A 16,155-nucleotide genomic window follows, 5' to 3' on the forward strand; every position below is an offset into this window, starting at 1 on the left:
AGGCCTCGGTAAACACCAACGTTTAAAAAGACATCTCCAAACACTCTCTCAGGCTACACATCCTTGCGCCTTTGCCTACAGCTACGCCAGAATCCGCCGGCTTGTGCGCTTTTGGGTCGGATTCTATTGTGGTCCGGTCGCTGACGAATCAGCGATCGGGTTTGGTAGCCCGGCTTAGACTTGGCGCATAGCGTCACCGATACAGGCCTTTTTGGGGCTGTGTATTTATGGTGGCCATGCGCAGGGCGTCTTCGGGCGCGCCGGTTCTCCAAGTCACCGGTCTACCAACCTTCGTATGGCCACCACCCCTTCGTTTGGTAGCGAAAGATGATGGCTCCTTTTCTATGATTTGGAGATTCACTCATGATCAAACCAACACCCAACCCGCCCGAAACCGCCTCGGTTTCCCCCTACGAATCCATCAATTCCAAAAAACTCCACGAAGCCGCCGACCGCGCGCTCGACCATTACCTCTGTCCGCCCGGTTCCACGCCACCCCCACGTAAAAACCGTGGGATGTACGCCGTGACGGCGGACAACAAAACCGAAGAACTGCTGGTCGATGCCAGTGCAACACTCGCTTCGGCCAAAACCATCGCCCAGAATGTCTCCAGCCTGTTGCCGGCATCGCAGCGCCATGCGCTGGCGGGGATTGCGCAGTTGATCATGCTCGGGGAGTTGGCGGTGAATCGGGCGTTGGATAATTTGCAGTTGCCGGAGTGATGCGGGTGTCGGGATCACCTGGTGATTGATCGGGTGTTCACTCTGGCGCTTTCGCGAGCAAGCTCGCTCCCACAGGGTTTTATGCTGATTGCAGATGTTGTGTACGACGCTGACACCTGTGGGAGCAGTTGATTATTACTGTGCCGTCTTCGTGTGGTTATTGAGTCGCTTCAGGACATTCGCGGGTCCATCGCGTCACCGTCATGTCATTGAATTGCTCACCGAGGGTATCGACGCGTAGGCAAGTTCCTTTCTTCGCGTAGTACAAGATGCAGCGCGAGCTATCAAACGAGCAGGTGTCCAGTTCGAAGAACTTGTGTGCAGCCAGCTCCTTTTCCACACCACTGTATTCATAACCGTCGGTGGTGTGCATCCGCGTCGGCTTCCATCCTTGTTTGACGAGCTTGGACTTGGCCGCAGCCAAACGCTCACCGACGACAATGCCTGCTGGCCCGCGCTTTTCGTGTGACGCCTGTGAGCCACCGGCAAACGCTGCGCTGATACCCATGCAATAAACTGCGACAAGTACGAGGGTTGAGGCCTTCATTGGACAGCTCCTCCGCAGATTTGTAGGTCGATAAAAAGTCTGGATACTCGGCGTAAGGTTGCGGAGGATAGTGATTCTTCTTGCCTGGACCTTCGGGAAGCGCCGCCCACTTTGTTGTCGATTTCTGGTTTCAATCCTTTTCAGGGCATTTGAAATTCCAGGAATAAATTTTCATGTCTTTGACTTCTTCGCCGACAGTTCCTACACCTAAACAATCTCCGTTCTTGATGTAGTTGAAGCTGCAGAAACGGGCGCCCTCCGTGCAAGACTCGATTTCATTGAAGCCTTTTTCTTTGGATGACGTTTTCAACCCCGAACTCACCTGAGTAGGACTGATTCGGCTTCCAGCCATTTTTGATCAAAGCTTTTCGGGCTTTCGAAAATGGCATTCCCTCTTTGATAGGAACGTCTGCTGCGCTTGAGAATAAACTGACGCAACATAAAAGGCTGATGGCTAATATTTTTAGTTTCATTTAACAGTACCGCCAAAAATCTACCGTCCATGTACATTTGCGTCGCACAGAATGCCTGAGGCAAAAGTTGCGCTCAACATTTCCTACAGTCCTTTGATTGACTGTTGGTGAGTGGCTTCTGTCGAGTCGCTCGCAATGCCTTTACGCCCCGACTGGGTATACGTTTTGTGCGCGGGAAAAATTGCGGGTAATGGGGCAGATTTGTTTAAGTGGTTGGGTGCCGCAATAAGGCCTCGATAAACACTAGCGTTTAAAAAGACATCTCCAAACACTCTCCCAGGCTACACATCCTTGCGCCATTGCCTACAGCTACGCCAGAATCCGCCGGCTTGTGCGCCTTGGGGACGGGTTCTATTGTGGTGCGGTCGCTGACGAATCAGCGATCGGATTTGACCGTCCGCCCAATATCAAGGCGCGCCAGCGTTCTGCACGTGTTCAGGCATTGTCTGAAATCATGTCGCGGTGGCTGTGCGTGGGACACCTTCTGGTGTGCCGGATTCCTTGATGTCCGGTCGGTCAACCCGCGTACAGCTGCCACCCTGTTTGTTTGACCGCGAACGGTGGCGGCTCCAGTCATCAAGGAGCTTCACCATGATCAAACCAACACCCAACCCGCCCGAAACCGCCTCGGTTTCCCCCTACGAATCCATCGATTCCAAAAAACTCCACGAAGCCGCCGACCGCGCGCTCGACCATTACCTCTGTCCGCCCGGTTCCACGCCGCCGCCACGTAAAAGCCGTGGGATGTATGCCGTCACTGCGGACAACAAAACAGAAGAACTGCTGGTCGATGCCAGTGCAACACTCGCTTCGGCCAAAACCATCGCCCAGAACGTCTCCAGCCTGTTGCCGGCATCGCAGCGCCATGCGCTGGCGGGGATTGCGCAGTTGATCATGCTGGGGGAGTTGGCGGTGAATCGGGCGCTCGATAATTTGCAATTGCCGGGTTGATGCGGGTGTCGGGATCACCTGGTAATTGATCGGGTGTTCATTCTGGCGCTTTCGCGAGCGGGCTCGCTCCCACCTTTGAGCGTGTTCCAAGGTGGGAGTGCGCTGGCTCTTCAGCCGCGATAAATGTCGAGACGATGTGAGCGTATCTGTACCTGCGAGTGGGGGGCTTTCTTTGCGTCAATCGACTGCCAGGTTGTCCCGAGCCCATTGTTCAGCCGTAGTGACCTGAATCGAATGCTGTTCGTTGAACGTCCCCGCTTTCGGCCACGACACGCCTCTGCCTTGGGCAAATACGGCGCGGTATTTTTTGATGTGGTGGGTGGGGTCTTTTTCCAGTTCCTGCATCAGGTACGGAACCGTCCAGACGTTACGCTTGAACGGCCGCCCCAGCACACGCTCGAGCAGGTTCGCCACCTGCCCGTACGTCACCGTGTCGCCAGACAGGTAGACGATCTCATTGCGAAAGCGCGGTTCGAAGAAAACGATGTCCGCAGTCAGCTTGCCGATGTCCTCCGGTGTCGTGAGCGTCACGCTGGTTTCCAGGCTGCCCAAGGCGTTGACGGTGTCGCTCTCAAAATCGACGACTTCAAAGACCGGCTCGAACAGAAAACTGGTGAACATGCCGGTCGAGATGATCACCCATTCGGTTTTATCCTGGGCGCGGAGCAACTCGCGCACGTCGAGTTGCGCATCGAACAAGTCCTGCGGGCTGCCCCGGCCAATCACTTCGAAATCGACGCCAAACTGCCAGGGGAAGTAGCGCTTCACGCCGGACTTTAGCGCTGCTGTGGCCAGTTTCATCGGCGTTTCACGGCCCGCGACCATGCCTGCGCAGCCTATGACGGTGTCGAATGCTGCGAACACTTCGGCCAGTTGATCGATGGAATCGTTAACCAGGTCTGCAGCGACTAGCTGGATGCCCAGACTGCGCAGTTCATCGACTTCCAGTTTTTTCTCGGGGGCTTGCGTGTTGATGGTCGAATCCCTGAGCAGGACGCTGAGGGTGCTGCCGGGCGAGCGTTTTGCTACCCGCGCAAGATTGCGCAGCACCGGCAGGCCGAGTTCGCCGGCGCCGAGTACGAGAATGGATTGGGGGGAAGGGTGGGTCGTTGCGGTCATGATGTCTCCTGAGATCCGTCGTCTGTATGATTTGTTGATGCTGGCACGATTGCGCAGCGCTCAGAAGAAGGCACACGCGTGATACCAGGGGGACACATGACCGATGAGGAAACCCTTAGCCAGGCAGAAGCGATCTGCCAGACGCTAAGACGAGACGATGATGGCGTGCGGCGCGAAGTCCTGGCTCACGCCGGTAGCCGCTGGTCACTGGGTATCCTGCATGCCCTGGGTGTGTACGGCACGATGCGTCATGCCGAGATCAAACGGCAAATGACGGGCGTGACTCAGCGCATGTTGACCAAGACGCTGCGTGCACTGGAACGCGATGGTCTGCTGATACGGCGGGAGTTGGATCAAGTGCCGCCCCATGTTGAGTACGAGCTGACGGCGTTGGGGATGGAGCTGTTGGTTCGTATGTCGCCGATTTGGACTTGGGTTGTGCAGCACGTGGATGATTTTCGCGAGGCGCGTCGGGTGTTTGATGGTCAGAGTGGGAAAAAGCCTGCTTGGCAGGTTCCGGTGGTGGGGCTGGTTGATTTGGATGGGTCTGATTGATTGGTTGCTTTGGTTCAGGCCATTGCCTGGAACGTTGCCAGTCTGTTGCCGGGTTTGGGGGGGGTGCAAGCAGAAGCGGCCCTCACCCCAGCCCTCTCCCGGGGGGAGAGGGGGCCGACCGAGGTGTCTTGCGGGGTACATCGACCTGGAAGTCCTTGGTGATTATGGCTTTGGTGAAAGACCTTGGCGGTTATGGCTTTTGTGAAAGGCCTTCGATTTGGCTTTGTGAGCTTGGCCATTTTGGATTCAATGAAAGACGTTTAAGTCGGTGTAGCTCTCGAATGTCCCCGAATCGGTTCCCTCTCCCTTGGGAGAGGGCTAGGGTGAGGGGCTTTCCGTTCGGGACAGCAAGGTCTCGAGCCGGGCCAACGGTGGCGCGTCCTGATTTCGGTCAAACACCTGAATCCCAACCTTGAGCAAGCGCCCATTCTGCGCCGGACCAATCACTTGCTCACACCGCAACAACAACCGCCCCTGATCACAGTCCATCGCTTTCATCCCCAGCGGCAATCGGCCCTCCAACCGCAACTCGGCCATACGACTTTGTCCCGCCAGTAGCGCAATCGAACGATCCCTTAAAACCCCACTGCTCTGCGTCATCAACCCCGCCACACGCACGGCCGCCGACATCGCCACGGCAATAATCGCCAGCGCCACCAGCACTTCAATCAGGGTGAAACCGGCCTCGCGGCGATTGACACGCATCAATTCATCTCAAAGACAAAGAACAGCAATGTAAGCAACCAAGGTGACCAATTGCTGACCAAAGATCCCGTGCGGCCTTGGACCGTTGGTCGCTACTGTCAGATCTGACAGTAGCGACACGTTTAGAGGCTCTGTTTTGATGGATGTGGCTTGCCAGTCCATTGAGGTGTGACGCTGTGGACGGCCGGTCAATACCTGCCAGTCGGAAGTCTGTCGGTCGCTGGTGAAATCTATCGTAGTGAGGATTTAACCGATGAGACTTTTTATGGTTGTGTTTTTGTGCGTGTTGGCAGGCTGCAGCGCCCGATACAAAGCGCCCGATGAATTCAACATCCAGCAAGCGGCAATTGACGGTGCGGCCACGGCGACCAAACTGCAGGCGCTTTACAACGACACCCGTATCGATTGTGGCGGACCTCGACGTCCTGCCTTTCTTTGTTCGGGCATCATGGGTAGAGCGACAGTGAAATCGACGGCATATCATGTCTGGAATCCGAGCCCGACCTCCGTGAGCCGCGGTGGCGTGTCCTGGTCCTGGTTGCGCCGCGATTCGACATTTCGAACGTTTCTGTACAACAACGGCTATTTTACCTACCCGATTTTCGACAGCCCGGCAGACAAGATCGATATCGATGTTTTCTGCGTTTTCCCGCTGAATGCCAGTACGAACGGGCGGACGGAAAATGGTTGCGGGAACGTTTCATCACAGCCACTGACCAGTCGCCCTTGTCATTTGTCAGGCATTACCACAGCCCAACAGTGGCTGAATAACTACCGCACCAACAATGCCCAATGCGGGTTCAATGTTCGCGAAGCCACTTCGGGTGATCACTCGGCATCTGCCTATATCGAAGGTATTCGGGCAATGGCGCTGCTGGGGGGCACTTCGTTTCAGGGCTGGAACGAGATCGTCAGCGGCATCTGGCCGCAGAACATCCACAGAACCGTGCCACTGTGGGCCTTTTTCTATACGGGTAGCGGCTTATCTGATGCGCAAGACAACCAGCGGGATTTTTATGCATCCGGTGGCATCGTCGCGCCGATCATCCGCGTGACGATGCCGGCGACGCAGGGAGGGAGCGCCAGCTTCCAGTTTTTCAGTGGTGAACAGGTCGTGGGACGTTGGCAGCCAACTGAGCCTGCGAAGGCGGATTACGCCAAGGCTCTGTGAGTAGCAGCGTACTGGGCGGTGCCCGCCGGGGCACCGCTCGAATCTCTATTTCGTGACTGTTTCACCCGAGGATTTTCAACATCACTGACATATCTTCTTGCAACACTGCGCGTCGAATCGAATCAAGCCAGGGATTGTCGAGATGGATATCGCACCTTTCAAATCGCGTCAGCAACCGTTGCGCACGCCGCGTGGTCAGCAGGGTTTTACCCTGATCGAGATCATGGTGGTCGTGGTGATTCTGGGGATTCTCGCGGCGATGGTGGTGCCTAAAGTGCTCGACCGGCCGGATCAGGCGCGGGCGACGGCGGCGAAGCAGGATATTGGTGGGTTGATGCAGGCGTTGAAGCTGTATCGCCTCGATCACGGCACTTACCCGAGCATGAACCAGGGCCTGAAGGTCTTGGTGGAGCGGCCGGCGGATGCGAAGAACAGCAATTGGCGCTCGTACCTGGAGCGCTTGCCGAACGATCCGTGGGGGCGTCCTTATCAGTACCTCAACCCCGGCGCGAATGGCGAGATCGACATCTTTTCCCTCGGTGCCGACGGTCAGCCGGACGGCGACGGCGTGAATGCCGATATCGGTTCCTGGCAGTTGTAAGGCCGGCCATGAACAGCCGCTCGCCTGAGGGGGCGAAGCAACAGGGCATGGCGATTATCAGCGCGTTGTTGATTGCGGCCGTGGTGGCGGTGATTGCGGCGGGCATGTTGACGCGCCAGAGCGTGTCGACCCGGGCGCTGGAGGCGGATCAGCAGCGTGTGCAGGGGCGGTGGGTGGTGCAGGGCGGATTGGAGATCAGCCGTCAGTTGCTCTGGGATGCGCGTCAGCGCGATCCGTTGACCCGGCTCGATCAGCCGTGGGCGCAGCGTCTCTCCGCGCAAGGTTTTGAAGGGCGGCTGGAGGATGAGCAGGGCAAGTTCAACTTGCGCAATCTGGTGGCCAACGAGCGGGTCGATGAGGCGCAGGTGGCGGCGTTTCAGCGCTTGTGCGAGTTGATCGGGGTCAGTGCCGGGTTGAGTCAGCGCATCAGTCAGCGGGTGATTGCCTCTTATCCGCGACTGCTGAATGCGCAGATTGCCGAGGCGCCGAAAAGTGGTTTCGACAGTGGCCGCGCGACCTCGCCGAACGCTTCACACAAACCGCAGAATCCGACGTTGCCGATGCTGCGCAGCATCGACGATTTGCGCAGTGTCGACGGCGTTAATGAGGCGCTGATCGGCAAACTGGCGCCGTACCTGACGGTGATCCCCGCGACGACCTGGCTCAATGGCAACACTGCCACCGCGCCGGTTTTAGCCGCTTACGTGCCGGGGCTGTCGCTGGAGCGTGCCAATGCGTTGATTGCCGAGCGCGATGCTGGGCGCTGGTTTATCAACCGTGGCGATTTCGTCAACCGCTTGCGCATGCCGCAACTGGAGCTGACCAGCGTCAGGGTCGGCATCACCAGTGACTGGTTTCGCCTGCGCGGTGAGGCGCGGCGTGATCAGCGTCGGGTCAGTCTTGAGGCGTTGCTGCATCGCAGCCAAGACCGCTTGCCGCAGGTGATCTGGTCGCGGGTGGGCGTATGAGCCAGTTGAAGGTGGCGTTGCCGCCCTTGGCGGAGCTGGATCTGCACAGTCAATTGTACTGCGCCTGGTTGGATCGTCAGGGCGTGGTCACGCGGGAAGAACGCCTCAGTCTGAGCCAGTTGAGTCAGCAGTCGAAACTGCCGCCGCTGGTGTGTTTTCTGCACCCGGCTGACAGCCTGTTGGCGAGTCTCGATTTACCGCCGTTGCCGGCCAACAAGATTGTCGCGGCGGTGCAGTGTGCGGCGCAGGCCTTGATGCTCGGCGACAGCAGCGAGATGCACATCGCGCACAGCTCGCGGGACGAGGCCGGGCAGGTACAGATTGCTTGGGCGCCTCGGCAACAGTTGTTGGGTTTTGGTCAGTTGCTGAAAAGCGCTGGGCTGAACCTGCGCGGTCTCTACCCGGCGCCTTACAGTTTGCCGGTGTTGCCCGGCACCGTCGCTTGCGTGCAGGACGGGCATTTGTTGCTGCGCGATAGCGTGCAAGCGGCGCGGGTGCAGCCGTTGTTCGATGACGGTTTCGACGGTGTTATGTGGGAACCGGGCGTCACTTTGCACTGGATCGGTGAGCAACCGCCGCCGGGCGCTGAACTGCCGATGGCGGAGGCGCAGCGCTGGACCGGGCCGCTTCCGGGTTGGGGGCTGCATGGCGCGGTCCAGCAACAACAAACCGAGCATCGCGGCTGGGGCAGGGCGATCACCCTGTCAGCGTTGGCCGTGGCCATTTGGGTGATCGGTTTGAACCTTTACGCCGCTCGCGAGGCCGGGCAGGGCCAGCAACTGAAAACCCAGATGAACCTGCGGGTAAAGCAGGCGTTTCCCGAGTTGCCGGTGATCCTCAACCCGTTGCAACAGGCCCGTCAGCAACTGGCGGCGCGGCAGAAGGGCGCGGCGGATGATCCGGCGCAGACCTTCAATCGTCTGGTGTTGCAGGCCGGCAGCGGCATGCCTTCGATGGCCGGCAGTGTCGAGCGGTTGGCGTTTGTCGATGGCGTCTTGCAACTGAGTCTGCTGAGTGAAGCCCGTCGCGGCGGCAATGATCAGGAGTGGCAAAGCACCTTGGCCCAGGCCGGTATCAGCGTGACGGCAGACGACGAGGGCTGGACCTTGCGTCCGGCCACTGAAGCCACCTCAAGTGAAAGCGACGACAGCGGCGGAGCAGAAGAAGATGAATAAGCCCTCGCTCGCGATCTACCGCGCCAAGTGGCAACGCTTTAACGCCCAGTTGCAGGCGCGTTGGCAGCCGTTGGCGCTGCGTGAAAAACGCATGGTTGCCGGCATGGCTGTTGCGCTGGTCGGCCTGCTGCTGTGGGTTGCGCTGATCCAGCCACCGCTGAAGAAAATCGCTTATTGGGAAGCCGAGACGCCAAAGCTGCGCGCCCAGACCGAAGCGTTGGAAGTATTGCTGCGCGAAGTTAGCGTGCGTCCCGCCGGGCAAAGCGTGGCGCAGTCGCTGGAGCAGACTCTGCAGGCCAGCGGCCTCGCCGGGCACTATCAGTTGCAAGCCGGGGAGGCGGGCGCCTGGCAGTTGACCTTCGACGCGGCGCCGGCCGACGCCGTACTCGACTGGCTGTTGAGCAACCCGGCACAACTTTCTCTGCAAGTGGTCGAGGCCCGTTTGCAACGCGCAGACAACCCCTCGACCGAAGTCACCGCCGGCACTTTGTCAGGCACCGTTCGCATGGATCAGGCGCTGGGCGCTAAGGAAGCTTCATGAAGGGGTCAGGATCCAAACCGGCACGTCTGGCGTTGCCGATGTTGCTGATGGCGTTGAGCGCGTGCAGCAACACCAGCACACCGCAAAACCAGCCGCCGTTGTTGGTCGACAGTGAGCTGGGCCGGCCGCTGGCCAACACCCAGCGCAGCGGCGACGCGGTGCTTGATCGCGAGCGCGCGCAGGCTCAGGCGCGACCCGTGCCGAAGCAATTGCACAACATCACCCAGCGTGGGCGCAGCGGTGCGGCACCGTCGGGCATTGCCTTGCCGAGTAATCCTTTGGGTGATCAACCGGTGACACTGAATTTTGTCGACGCCGATATTCAAGCGGTGGTGCGCGCGTTGTCGCGTTCCACCGGGCAGCAGTTTCTGGTCGATCCTCGGGTGAAGGGCACGTTGACCCTGGTTTCGGAGGGTCAGGTGCCGGCGCGGCAGGCTTACGACATGTTGTTGGCGGCGTTGCGCATGCAGGGTTTTAGCGTGGTCGATGTTGGCGGTGTGGCGCAGGTGGTGCCGGAGGCGGATGCGAAGTTGCTTGGCGGGCCGATTTACAGCGCCGACAAACCGGCGGGCAACGGCATGCTCACGCGCACGTTTCGTCTGCAATACGAGAACGCAGTCAACCTGATTCCGGTGCTGCGGCCGATCGTTTCGCCGAACAATCCGATCAACGCTTATCCGGGCAATAACACCATCGTCATCACCGATTACGCCGAGAACCTGACCCGCGTTGCGCAGTTGATCGCGAGTATTGATTCGCCGAGCGCGATTGACACCGATGTGGTGCAGATCCAGAACGGCATTGCCGCTGACATCGCGCCGATGGTGGCGGATTTGCTCGATGCGCCGGGTAATGATCCGACGCAGAAAATCGCCGTGATCGGTGACCCGCGTTCCAACACCATCATCATTCGCGCCGGCAGCCCGGAGCGTACCGAGCTGGCGCGCAACCTGATCTACAAACTCGACAACGCGCAGAGCAATCCGAGCAATCTGCATGTGGTTTATCTGCGTAACGCGCAAGCGGCGAAACTGGCGCAGGCACTGCGTGGTTTGCTGACTGGCGAAAGTGACAGCGGCACCAGTGACAGTGCGCGTTCGGTGCTCAGTGCGATGGGCGCAAGTACCGGCGGCAGCGCTGGGCAGAATGGCCAGAGCGGCACGCAAAGCAGCGGCAGCACGTCGACCACTAACAGCAGCGGCAGCACGGGCGGCAGTTACGCCCAGGGCAGCAGTGGCAGCACAACCGGTAGCGGCGGTGCGCAGAACAGTGAACAGAACGTTGCCTTCAGTGCCGGCGGCGTGACCATTCAGGCTGACGCCACCACCAACACCTTGCTGATTTCCGCGCCGGAGCCGTTGTATCGCAACTTGCGCGAGGTGATCGACTTGCTCGACCAGCGTCGCGCGCAAGTGGTGATCGAAAGCCTGATCGTCGAAGTCGGCGAGGACGATGCCAGTGAGTTCGGTGTGCAGTGGCAGACCGGCAATCTCGGTGGCAACGGCGTGATCGGCGGGGCCAATCTCGGTGGTTCGGGGATCAACGTCAACGGCAAGACCAGCATCGATGTGCTGCCGCAAGGCTTGAACCTGGGCTACGTCAACGGCACCGTCGACATTCCCGGGATCGGCAAGATTCTCGACCTGAAAGTGCTGGCCCGGGCGTTGAAGAGCAAGGGCGGCACCAACGTGCTGTCAACGCCGAACCTGCTGACCCTCGACAACGAAGCGGCGAGTATTTTTGTTGGCCAGACCATTCCGTTTGTCAGCGGCAGTTACGTGACTGGCGGTGGCGGTACCAGTAATAACCCGTTCCAGACTGTGACCCGTGAAGAGGTCGGTTTGAAGCTCAATGTGCGCCCGCAGATTTCCGAGGGCGGCACGGTCAAGCTTGATATCTATCAGGAAGTCAGCAGCATTGATGAGCGGGCTTCGGCCAGTGCCAATTCGGCGGGGATCGTCACCAACAAACGCGCGATCGATACCAGCATCCTGCTCGATGATGGGCAGATCATGGTGCTCGGCGGGTTGCTGCAGGATGGCTACAGCCAGAGTAACGACGCGGTGCCATGGCTGGGCAGCCTGCCGGGCATCGGCGCGCTGTTTCGCAACGAGCGCCGGGCGATTACCAAGACCAACCTGATGGTCTTCCTGCGCCCGTACATCATCCGCGACAGCGAAGCGGGGCGCAGCATCACCCTCAATCGCTATGACTTCATGCGCCGCGCGCAAGGTGGTTTGCAGCCGGAGCGCAGCTGGGCGATGCCAGACATGCAGGCGCCGCAGTTGCCGACGGCGGCGCAGGGGGTTCCAAGTTCGGTTCCGGCTTCGGGCCCCCGTGCGACCATCAAAGCCGTGCCGATTGAGGGAGGCCCGCGTCTGTGAGTCTCTTGCCTTACGCCCGGGCCAAGGCGCAGCGGATTCTGTTGTGCGATGGCGTGCTGACGGTGTGTCCGTCAACGCCGGGCTGGTCGATCAGCGAAGCGCGGCGCCAATTCGGCGCGACCACCATACAACGCGTGCGCGATGACGAACTCGATGGCTTGCTCGCCGCTGCCTATGCCGACACCGGCAGCGCGGCGGCGGTGGTTGGGGCGGCGGAAAACGAAGTCGACCTCGATCGCCTGATGCAGGACATGCCGGAAATCACCGACCTGCTCGACACCCAGGACGGCGCGCCGGTAATCCGCATGATCAACGCCTTGCTCACCCAAGCGGCGCGCGACGAGGCCAGCGACATTCACATCGAACCGTTCGAAACCCATTCGGTGGTGCGCTATCGCGTCGACGGCACGCTGCGTGACGTGGTCTCGCCGCGCAAGGCTTTGCACGGTGCGTTGGTGTCGCGGATCAAGATCATGGCGCAACTCGACATCGCCGAAAAACGCCTGCCGCAGGATGGTCGCATTGCTTTGCGCGTGGCGGGGCGGCCGATCGATATTCGTGTTTCAACCGTGCCGACCGGGCATGGCGAAAGGGTGGTGATGCGTCTGCTCGACAAACAGGCCGGGCGTCTGCATCTGGAAACCCTTGGCATGGACGCGCAGGTGCTGGCCAAACTCGATCACCTGATCCGCCAGCCCCACGGCATCGTGCTGGTCACCGGGCCAACCGGTAGCGGCAAAACCACCAGCCTCTACGCCGCACTGGCCCGGCTCGATGCGAGCACCAGCAACATCCTTACTGTTGAAGACCCGGTGGAGTACGACCTGCCGGGCATCAGCCAGATTCAGGTCAACGCCAAGATCGACATGACCTTTGCCCTGGCACTGCGGGCGATTCTGCGCCAGGACCCGGACATCATCATGATCGGCGAGATTCGCGATCTCGAAACCGCACAAATCGCCGTGCAGGCTTCGTTGACCGGTCACTTGGTGCTGGCAACCTTGCACACCAACGACGCGGTGTCGGCGGTCAACCGCTTGATCGACATGGGCGTCGAACCGTTTCTGCTGGCGTCTTCAATGCTCGGGGTTTTGGCGCAGCGACTGGTGAGGCGACTGTGCAATCAGTGCAAGCAGGAAGACCCGGCGACACCCGGCACTTGGCGCCCGGTCGGCTGTGCAGCGTGCAATCAAACCGGCTACAGCGGCCGCACCGGCATCCACGAATTGTTCTGCATCGACGACGACATCCGCACGCTGATTCACCAAGGGGCAGGCGAGCAGGCCTTGCGCGCATCAGCCGCCAAGGCCGGGATGTTCAGCCTGCGCGAGGACGGTGAGCGCTGGATCCGCAGCGGCGCCACCGCGCCTGAAGAAATCCTCCGTGTGACACGGGACGCCTGATGAATCGCTATCGTTTTGAAGCCGCCGACGCGACCGGCAAGATTGAATCCGGGCACCTTGAGGCCGACAGCCAGGCTGCCGCGTTCACAACATTACGCGGGCGCGGTTTGACCGCGTTGTCGGTGCACAAGGAAAGCAACGTTGCTCAGCACGGCGGTGGTGGATTGTTCAGCGCCAAACTCTCGGACAACGATCTGGCCTGGGCCACGCGGCAACTGGCGAGTCTGTTGGGCGCGAGTCTGCCATTGGAGGCAGCGCTGAGTGCCACGGTCGAGCAGGCCGAGAAAAAGCACATTGCCCACACCCTAAGTGCCGTGCGCGCCGATGTGCGCAGCGGCATGCGACTGGCGGAATCACTGGCGGCGCGGCCACGGGATTTCCCCGAGATCTATCGCGCGTTGATTGCCGCAGGGGAAGAGTCCGGTGATCTGGCGCAGGTCATGGAGCGGCTGGCCGACTACATCGAAGAACGCAACAACCTGCGCGGCAAGATTCTCACCGCGTTTATCTATCCCGGTGTGGTCGGGCTGGTGTCGATCGGCATCGTGATTTTCCTGCTCAGTTATGTGGTGCCGCAGGTGGTCAGTGCGTTTTCCCAGGCGCGGCAGGATTTGCCGGGGTTGACCTTGGCGATGCTCAACGCCAGTGATTTCATCCGCAGTTGGGGCTGGCTGTGCGCAGGGATCATGGCGGGCGCGTTTTGGAGCTGGCGCCTGTATCTACGCAATCCGGCGGCACGTTTGAGTTGGCATCACCGGGTGTTGAAACTGCCGTTATTCGGGCGTTTCATCTTGGGGCTGAACACCGCGCGTTTTGCCTCGACGCTGGCGATTCTCGGCGGCGCCGGGGTTCCGCTCTTGCGTGCGCTGGAGGCGGCGCGGCAGACCTTGTCCAACGACCGCTTGAGTTTGAGTGTCACTGAGGCCACGGCGAAGGTGCGCGAAGGGGTCAACCTTGCCGCTGCATTACGGGTGGAGAACGTATTCCCGCCAGTGCTGATTCATCTGATCGCCAGCGGTGAGAAAACCGGATCGCTGCCACCAATGCTTGAGCGCGCTGCGCAGACGTTGTCCCGTGATATCGAACGCCGGGCAATGGGCATGACCGCGCTGCTGGAGCCGCTGATGATCGTAGTGATGGGCGGGGTGGTGCTGGTGATTGTGATGGCGGTGTTGTTGCCGATCATTGAGATCAACCAATTGGTCCAGTAGTCGTGTATCTGATGTCATGGTGGTAGCTGGGCTGGCCCCTTCGCGAGCAAGCTCGCTCCCACAGGGGGAACGCATTTCAAATGTGGGAGCGAGCTTGCTCGCGAAGGGGCCAGTCAGGGTAATAAATAATCCAGATTTTTTTCCAAACCATTGGCATCACCCGACCCTCAAAAGACCCATCCTCGGGTTCTCCTTTCTGTCATCTGCAACCACCCGCCAACGCCTCCAGCCCGATTCAGCCAAACCCGCGATCCAGACACTGCGCAGTAGCCGACAAACACCCGAGAAAATCCCTTCGGAAACAGCTCTCAGCTCCCGAGGTTTTTTCCTTTATCTGTCACCGGAAACTGCGAATTTCTCAGTGCGACTTAACCAAGGCCAACGCTAGCGAGGGCCCCGGTGAGTCCTCCCAGTGTCATGCAAGTCACCCGAAAACCTGTGTTCCCAAACCTAGTTGAAAAGGAGATTCTTCATGTTCAAGCGCACTCTGATCGCAGCTTCCCTGACCGTCGCCGCCCCGGCCTCCGCTCAAGCCATGGCCGTTACCGGTGGTGGTGCAACTCTGCCAGCCGCTCTGTACAAAGGTTCTGCCGACAGCATCCTGCCAGCCAACTTCAGCTACGCCGGCATCGGTAGCGGTGGTGGCAAGACTGCTTTCCTGACCAACAACCCAGCCGGCTTCGGCGCCACCGGTACCGTGCACTTCGCCGGTAGCGACTCGGTACTCAGCGCTTCGGAGATCAGCACTTACAACACCGCGTTCGGTGCTTCGTTCGGTCCGCTGATCCAACTGCCTTCGGTTGCCACTTCGGTTGCCATCCCTTACAAAAAATCCGGCCAGACCGCTCTGAACCTGACCAGCGCTCAACTGTGCGACGCGTTCTCGGGCACCGTGACCACTTGGGGCGGCCTGCTGGGCACGACTGACGCTACGCCGATCCGCATCGTTTACCGCAACGGTTCCAGCGGTACTTCGGAAATCCTCACACGTCACCTGAACGCCGTCTGCCCAACCAAGTTCACCACCAACTCGACGTTCGTCAACGCGCGTCCAGTCGGTTCGACCCTGCCGTCGAACTGGGTCGGTGTTGCCAGCACCGCTGACGTTGCGCCAACCGTCGCCGCTGTTGACGGTTCGCTCGGTTATGTCGGCCCGGACGGCGTAGACGCTACCAGCAACGCCGTGGTTGCTCGCGTCAACAACGTACAGCCAACCTCCGCCAACGTCGCATTGGCCCTTGCCTCGGTGACTCCACCATCGACCGCCGTACTGGCCGCTGACCCAACCCGCTGGTCGCCAGTGGTGGCTAACCCGGCCATCGGTTACAAACTGGCTGCCTATACCAACCTCATCGTCGGTCAGTGCTACAAGGACGCAGCCGTGGCCAACGACGTCAAGGCGTTCCTGACCACTCACTACAACACCACCAACAACGACCTGGCGATCAAAAACCACGGTTTCGTCACCGTGCCATCGGCCTGGAAAACCAAGGTGTATGAGACCTTCGTTTCCAACGCTACCGGTTACAACCTGAACATCAACAACACCAACGTCTGCAACACCATCGGTCGTCCTCAGTAAGGCGCTCGATTCACACCGCAACACGAATGGCAGCCCCTCGGGGTTG

General features: G+C 59.7%; 15 protein-coding genes. 12 read left to right on the top strand and 3 right to left on the bottom strand.

The features are described from left to right. Positions 1-363 precede the first annotated feature (363 nt). Complete coding sequence (locus AB4O11_RS20950) at positions 364-723, top strand: DUF6124 family protein (RefSeq protein ID WP_460128294.1); 360 nt, start codon at positions 364-366, stop codon at positions 721-723. Between the two features lie 157 nt (positions 724-880). On the opposite strand, the gene AB4O11_RS20955 is transcribed toward AB4O11_RS20950, so the two are convergent. Then, positions 881-1,270 carry a hypothetical protein gene (locus tag AB4O11_RS20955; RefSeq protein WP_257358318.1) on the bottom strand — a complete coding sequence of 130 codons (390 nt, stop codon included), beginning with the start codon at positions 1,268-1,270 and terminating at the stop codon, positions 881-883. Between the two features lie 1,064 nt (positions 1,271-2,334). Here AB4O11_RS20955 and AB4O11_RS20960 point away from each other — a divergent pair. Further along, a complete protein-coding gene (locus AB4O11_RS20960; RefSeq protein ID WP_460128297.1) occupies positions 2,335-2,694 on the top strand; it encodes a DUF6124 family protein in 360 nt (119 codons plus the stop codon). A 177-nt stretch (positions 2,695-2,871) separates the two neighbouring features. Here AB4O11_RS20960 and AB4O11_RS20965 read toward each other — a convergent pair whose 3' ends face one another. Then, positions 2,872-3,813, bottom strand: a complete 942-nt coding sequence (locus AB4O11_RS20965) for an aromatic alcohol reductase (RefSeq protein ID WP_460128300.1) — start codon at positions 3,811-3,813, stop codon at positions 2,872-2,874. A gap of 96 nt (positions 3,814-3,909) precedes the next feature. Here AB4O11_RS20965 and AB4O11_RS20970 point away from each other — a divergent pair, with 96 nt between their 5' ends. Further along, positions 3,910-4,368, top strand: a complete 459-nt coding sequence (locus AB4O11_RS20970; protein WP_460128304.1) for a winged helix-turn-helix transcriptional regulator — start codon at positions 3,910-3,912, stop codon at positions 4,366-4,368. Between the two features lie 318 nt (positions 4,369-4,686). Here the strand turns inward: AB4O11_RS20970 and gspI are convergent, their stop codons facing one another. Then, on the bottom strand, positions 4,687-5,073 hold the full coding sequence (gspI, locus tag AB4O11_RS20975; protein WP_460128307.1) for a type II secretion system minor pseudopilin GspI: 387 nt from the start codon (positions 5,071-5,073) through the stop codon (positions 4,687-4,689). Positions 5,074-5,326: 253 nt separating this feature from the next. Here gspI and AB4O11_RS20980 point away from each other — a divergent pair, with 253 nt between their 5' ends. From AB4O11_RS20980 to AB4O11_RS21020, 9 genes are all read left to right on the top strand, one after another. Further along, on the top strand, positions 5,327-6,244 hold the full coding sequence (locus tag AB4O11_RS20980) for a halovibrin HvnC (RefSeq protein ID WP_460128310.1): 918 nt from the start codon (positions 5,327-5,329) through the stop codon (positions 6,242-6,244). 142 nt (positions 6,245-6,386) lie between these two features. Beyond that, entirely contained in the window at positions 6,387-6,845 is a 459-nt protein-coding gene (gene gspG, locus AB4O11_RS20985) for a type II secretion system major pseudopilin GspG (protein ID WP_008087930.1), read from the top strand. An 8-nt stretch (positions 6,846-6,853) separates the two neighbouring features. Beyond that, positions 6,854-7,813 (top strand): type II secretion system minor pseudopilin GspK, encoded by a 960-nt coding sequence (gene gspK / locus AB4O11_RS20990; RefSeq protein WP_460090658.1) that lies wholly within the window; start codon positions 6,854-6,856, stop codon positions 7,811-7,813. After that, positions 7,810-8,988, top strand: a complete 1,179-nt coding sequence (gspL, locus tag AB4O11_RS20995) for a type II secretion system protein GspL (RefSeq protein ID WP_460128313.1) — start codon at positions 7,810-7,812, stop codon at positions 8,986-8,988. The genes gspK and gspL overlap by 4 nt, the downstream gene beginning before the upstream one ends. Further along, positions 8,981-9,529, top strand: coding sequence for a type II secretion system protein GspM (gene gspM / locus AB4O11_RS21000; protein WP_460128315.1), 549 nt, complete (start codon positions 8,981-8,983; stop codon positions 9,527-9,529). Before gspL ends, gspM begins: the two co-directional genes overlap by 8 nt. Further along, a complete protein-coding gene (gene gspD / locus AB4O11_RS21005) occupies positions 9,526-11,913 on the top strand; it encodes a type II secretion system secretin GspD (protein WP_460128317.1) in 2,388 nt (795 codons plus the stop codon). Before gspM ends, gspD begins: the two co-directional genes overlap by 4 nt. Further along, positions 11,910-13,316 carry a type II secretion system ATPase GspE gene (gspE, locus tag AB4O11_RS21010; RefSeq protein ID WP_460128318.1) on the top strand — a complete coding sequence of 469 codons (1,407 nt, stop codon included), beginning with the start codon at positions 11,910-11,912 and terminating at the stop codon, positions 13,314-13,316. The genes gspD and gspE overlap by 4 nt, the downstream gene beginning before the upstream one ends. Beyond that, positions 13,316-14,527, top strand: coding sequence for a type II secretion system inner membrane protein GspF (gene gspF / locus AB4O11_RS21015; RefSeq protein WP_016985711.1), 1,212 nt, complete (start codon positions 13,316-13,318; stop codon positions 14,525-14,527). Before gspE ends, gspF begins: the two co-directional genes overlap by 1 nt. Before the next feature lie 472 nt (positions 14,528-14,999). Then, positions 15,000-16,109: a substrate-binding domain-containing protein gene (locus AB4O11_RS21020; protein WP_460128321.1), complete on the top strand. Its 1,110-nt coding sequence runs from the start codon at positions 15,000-15,002 to the stop codon at positions 16,107-16,109. The last annotated feature ends 46 nt before the right edge of the window (positions 16,110-16,155 follow it).

The organism is Pseudomonas sp. H1_D05, from assembly GCF_054682705.1.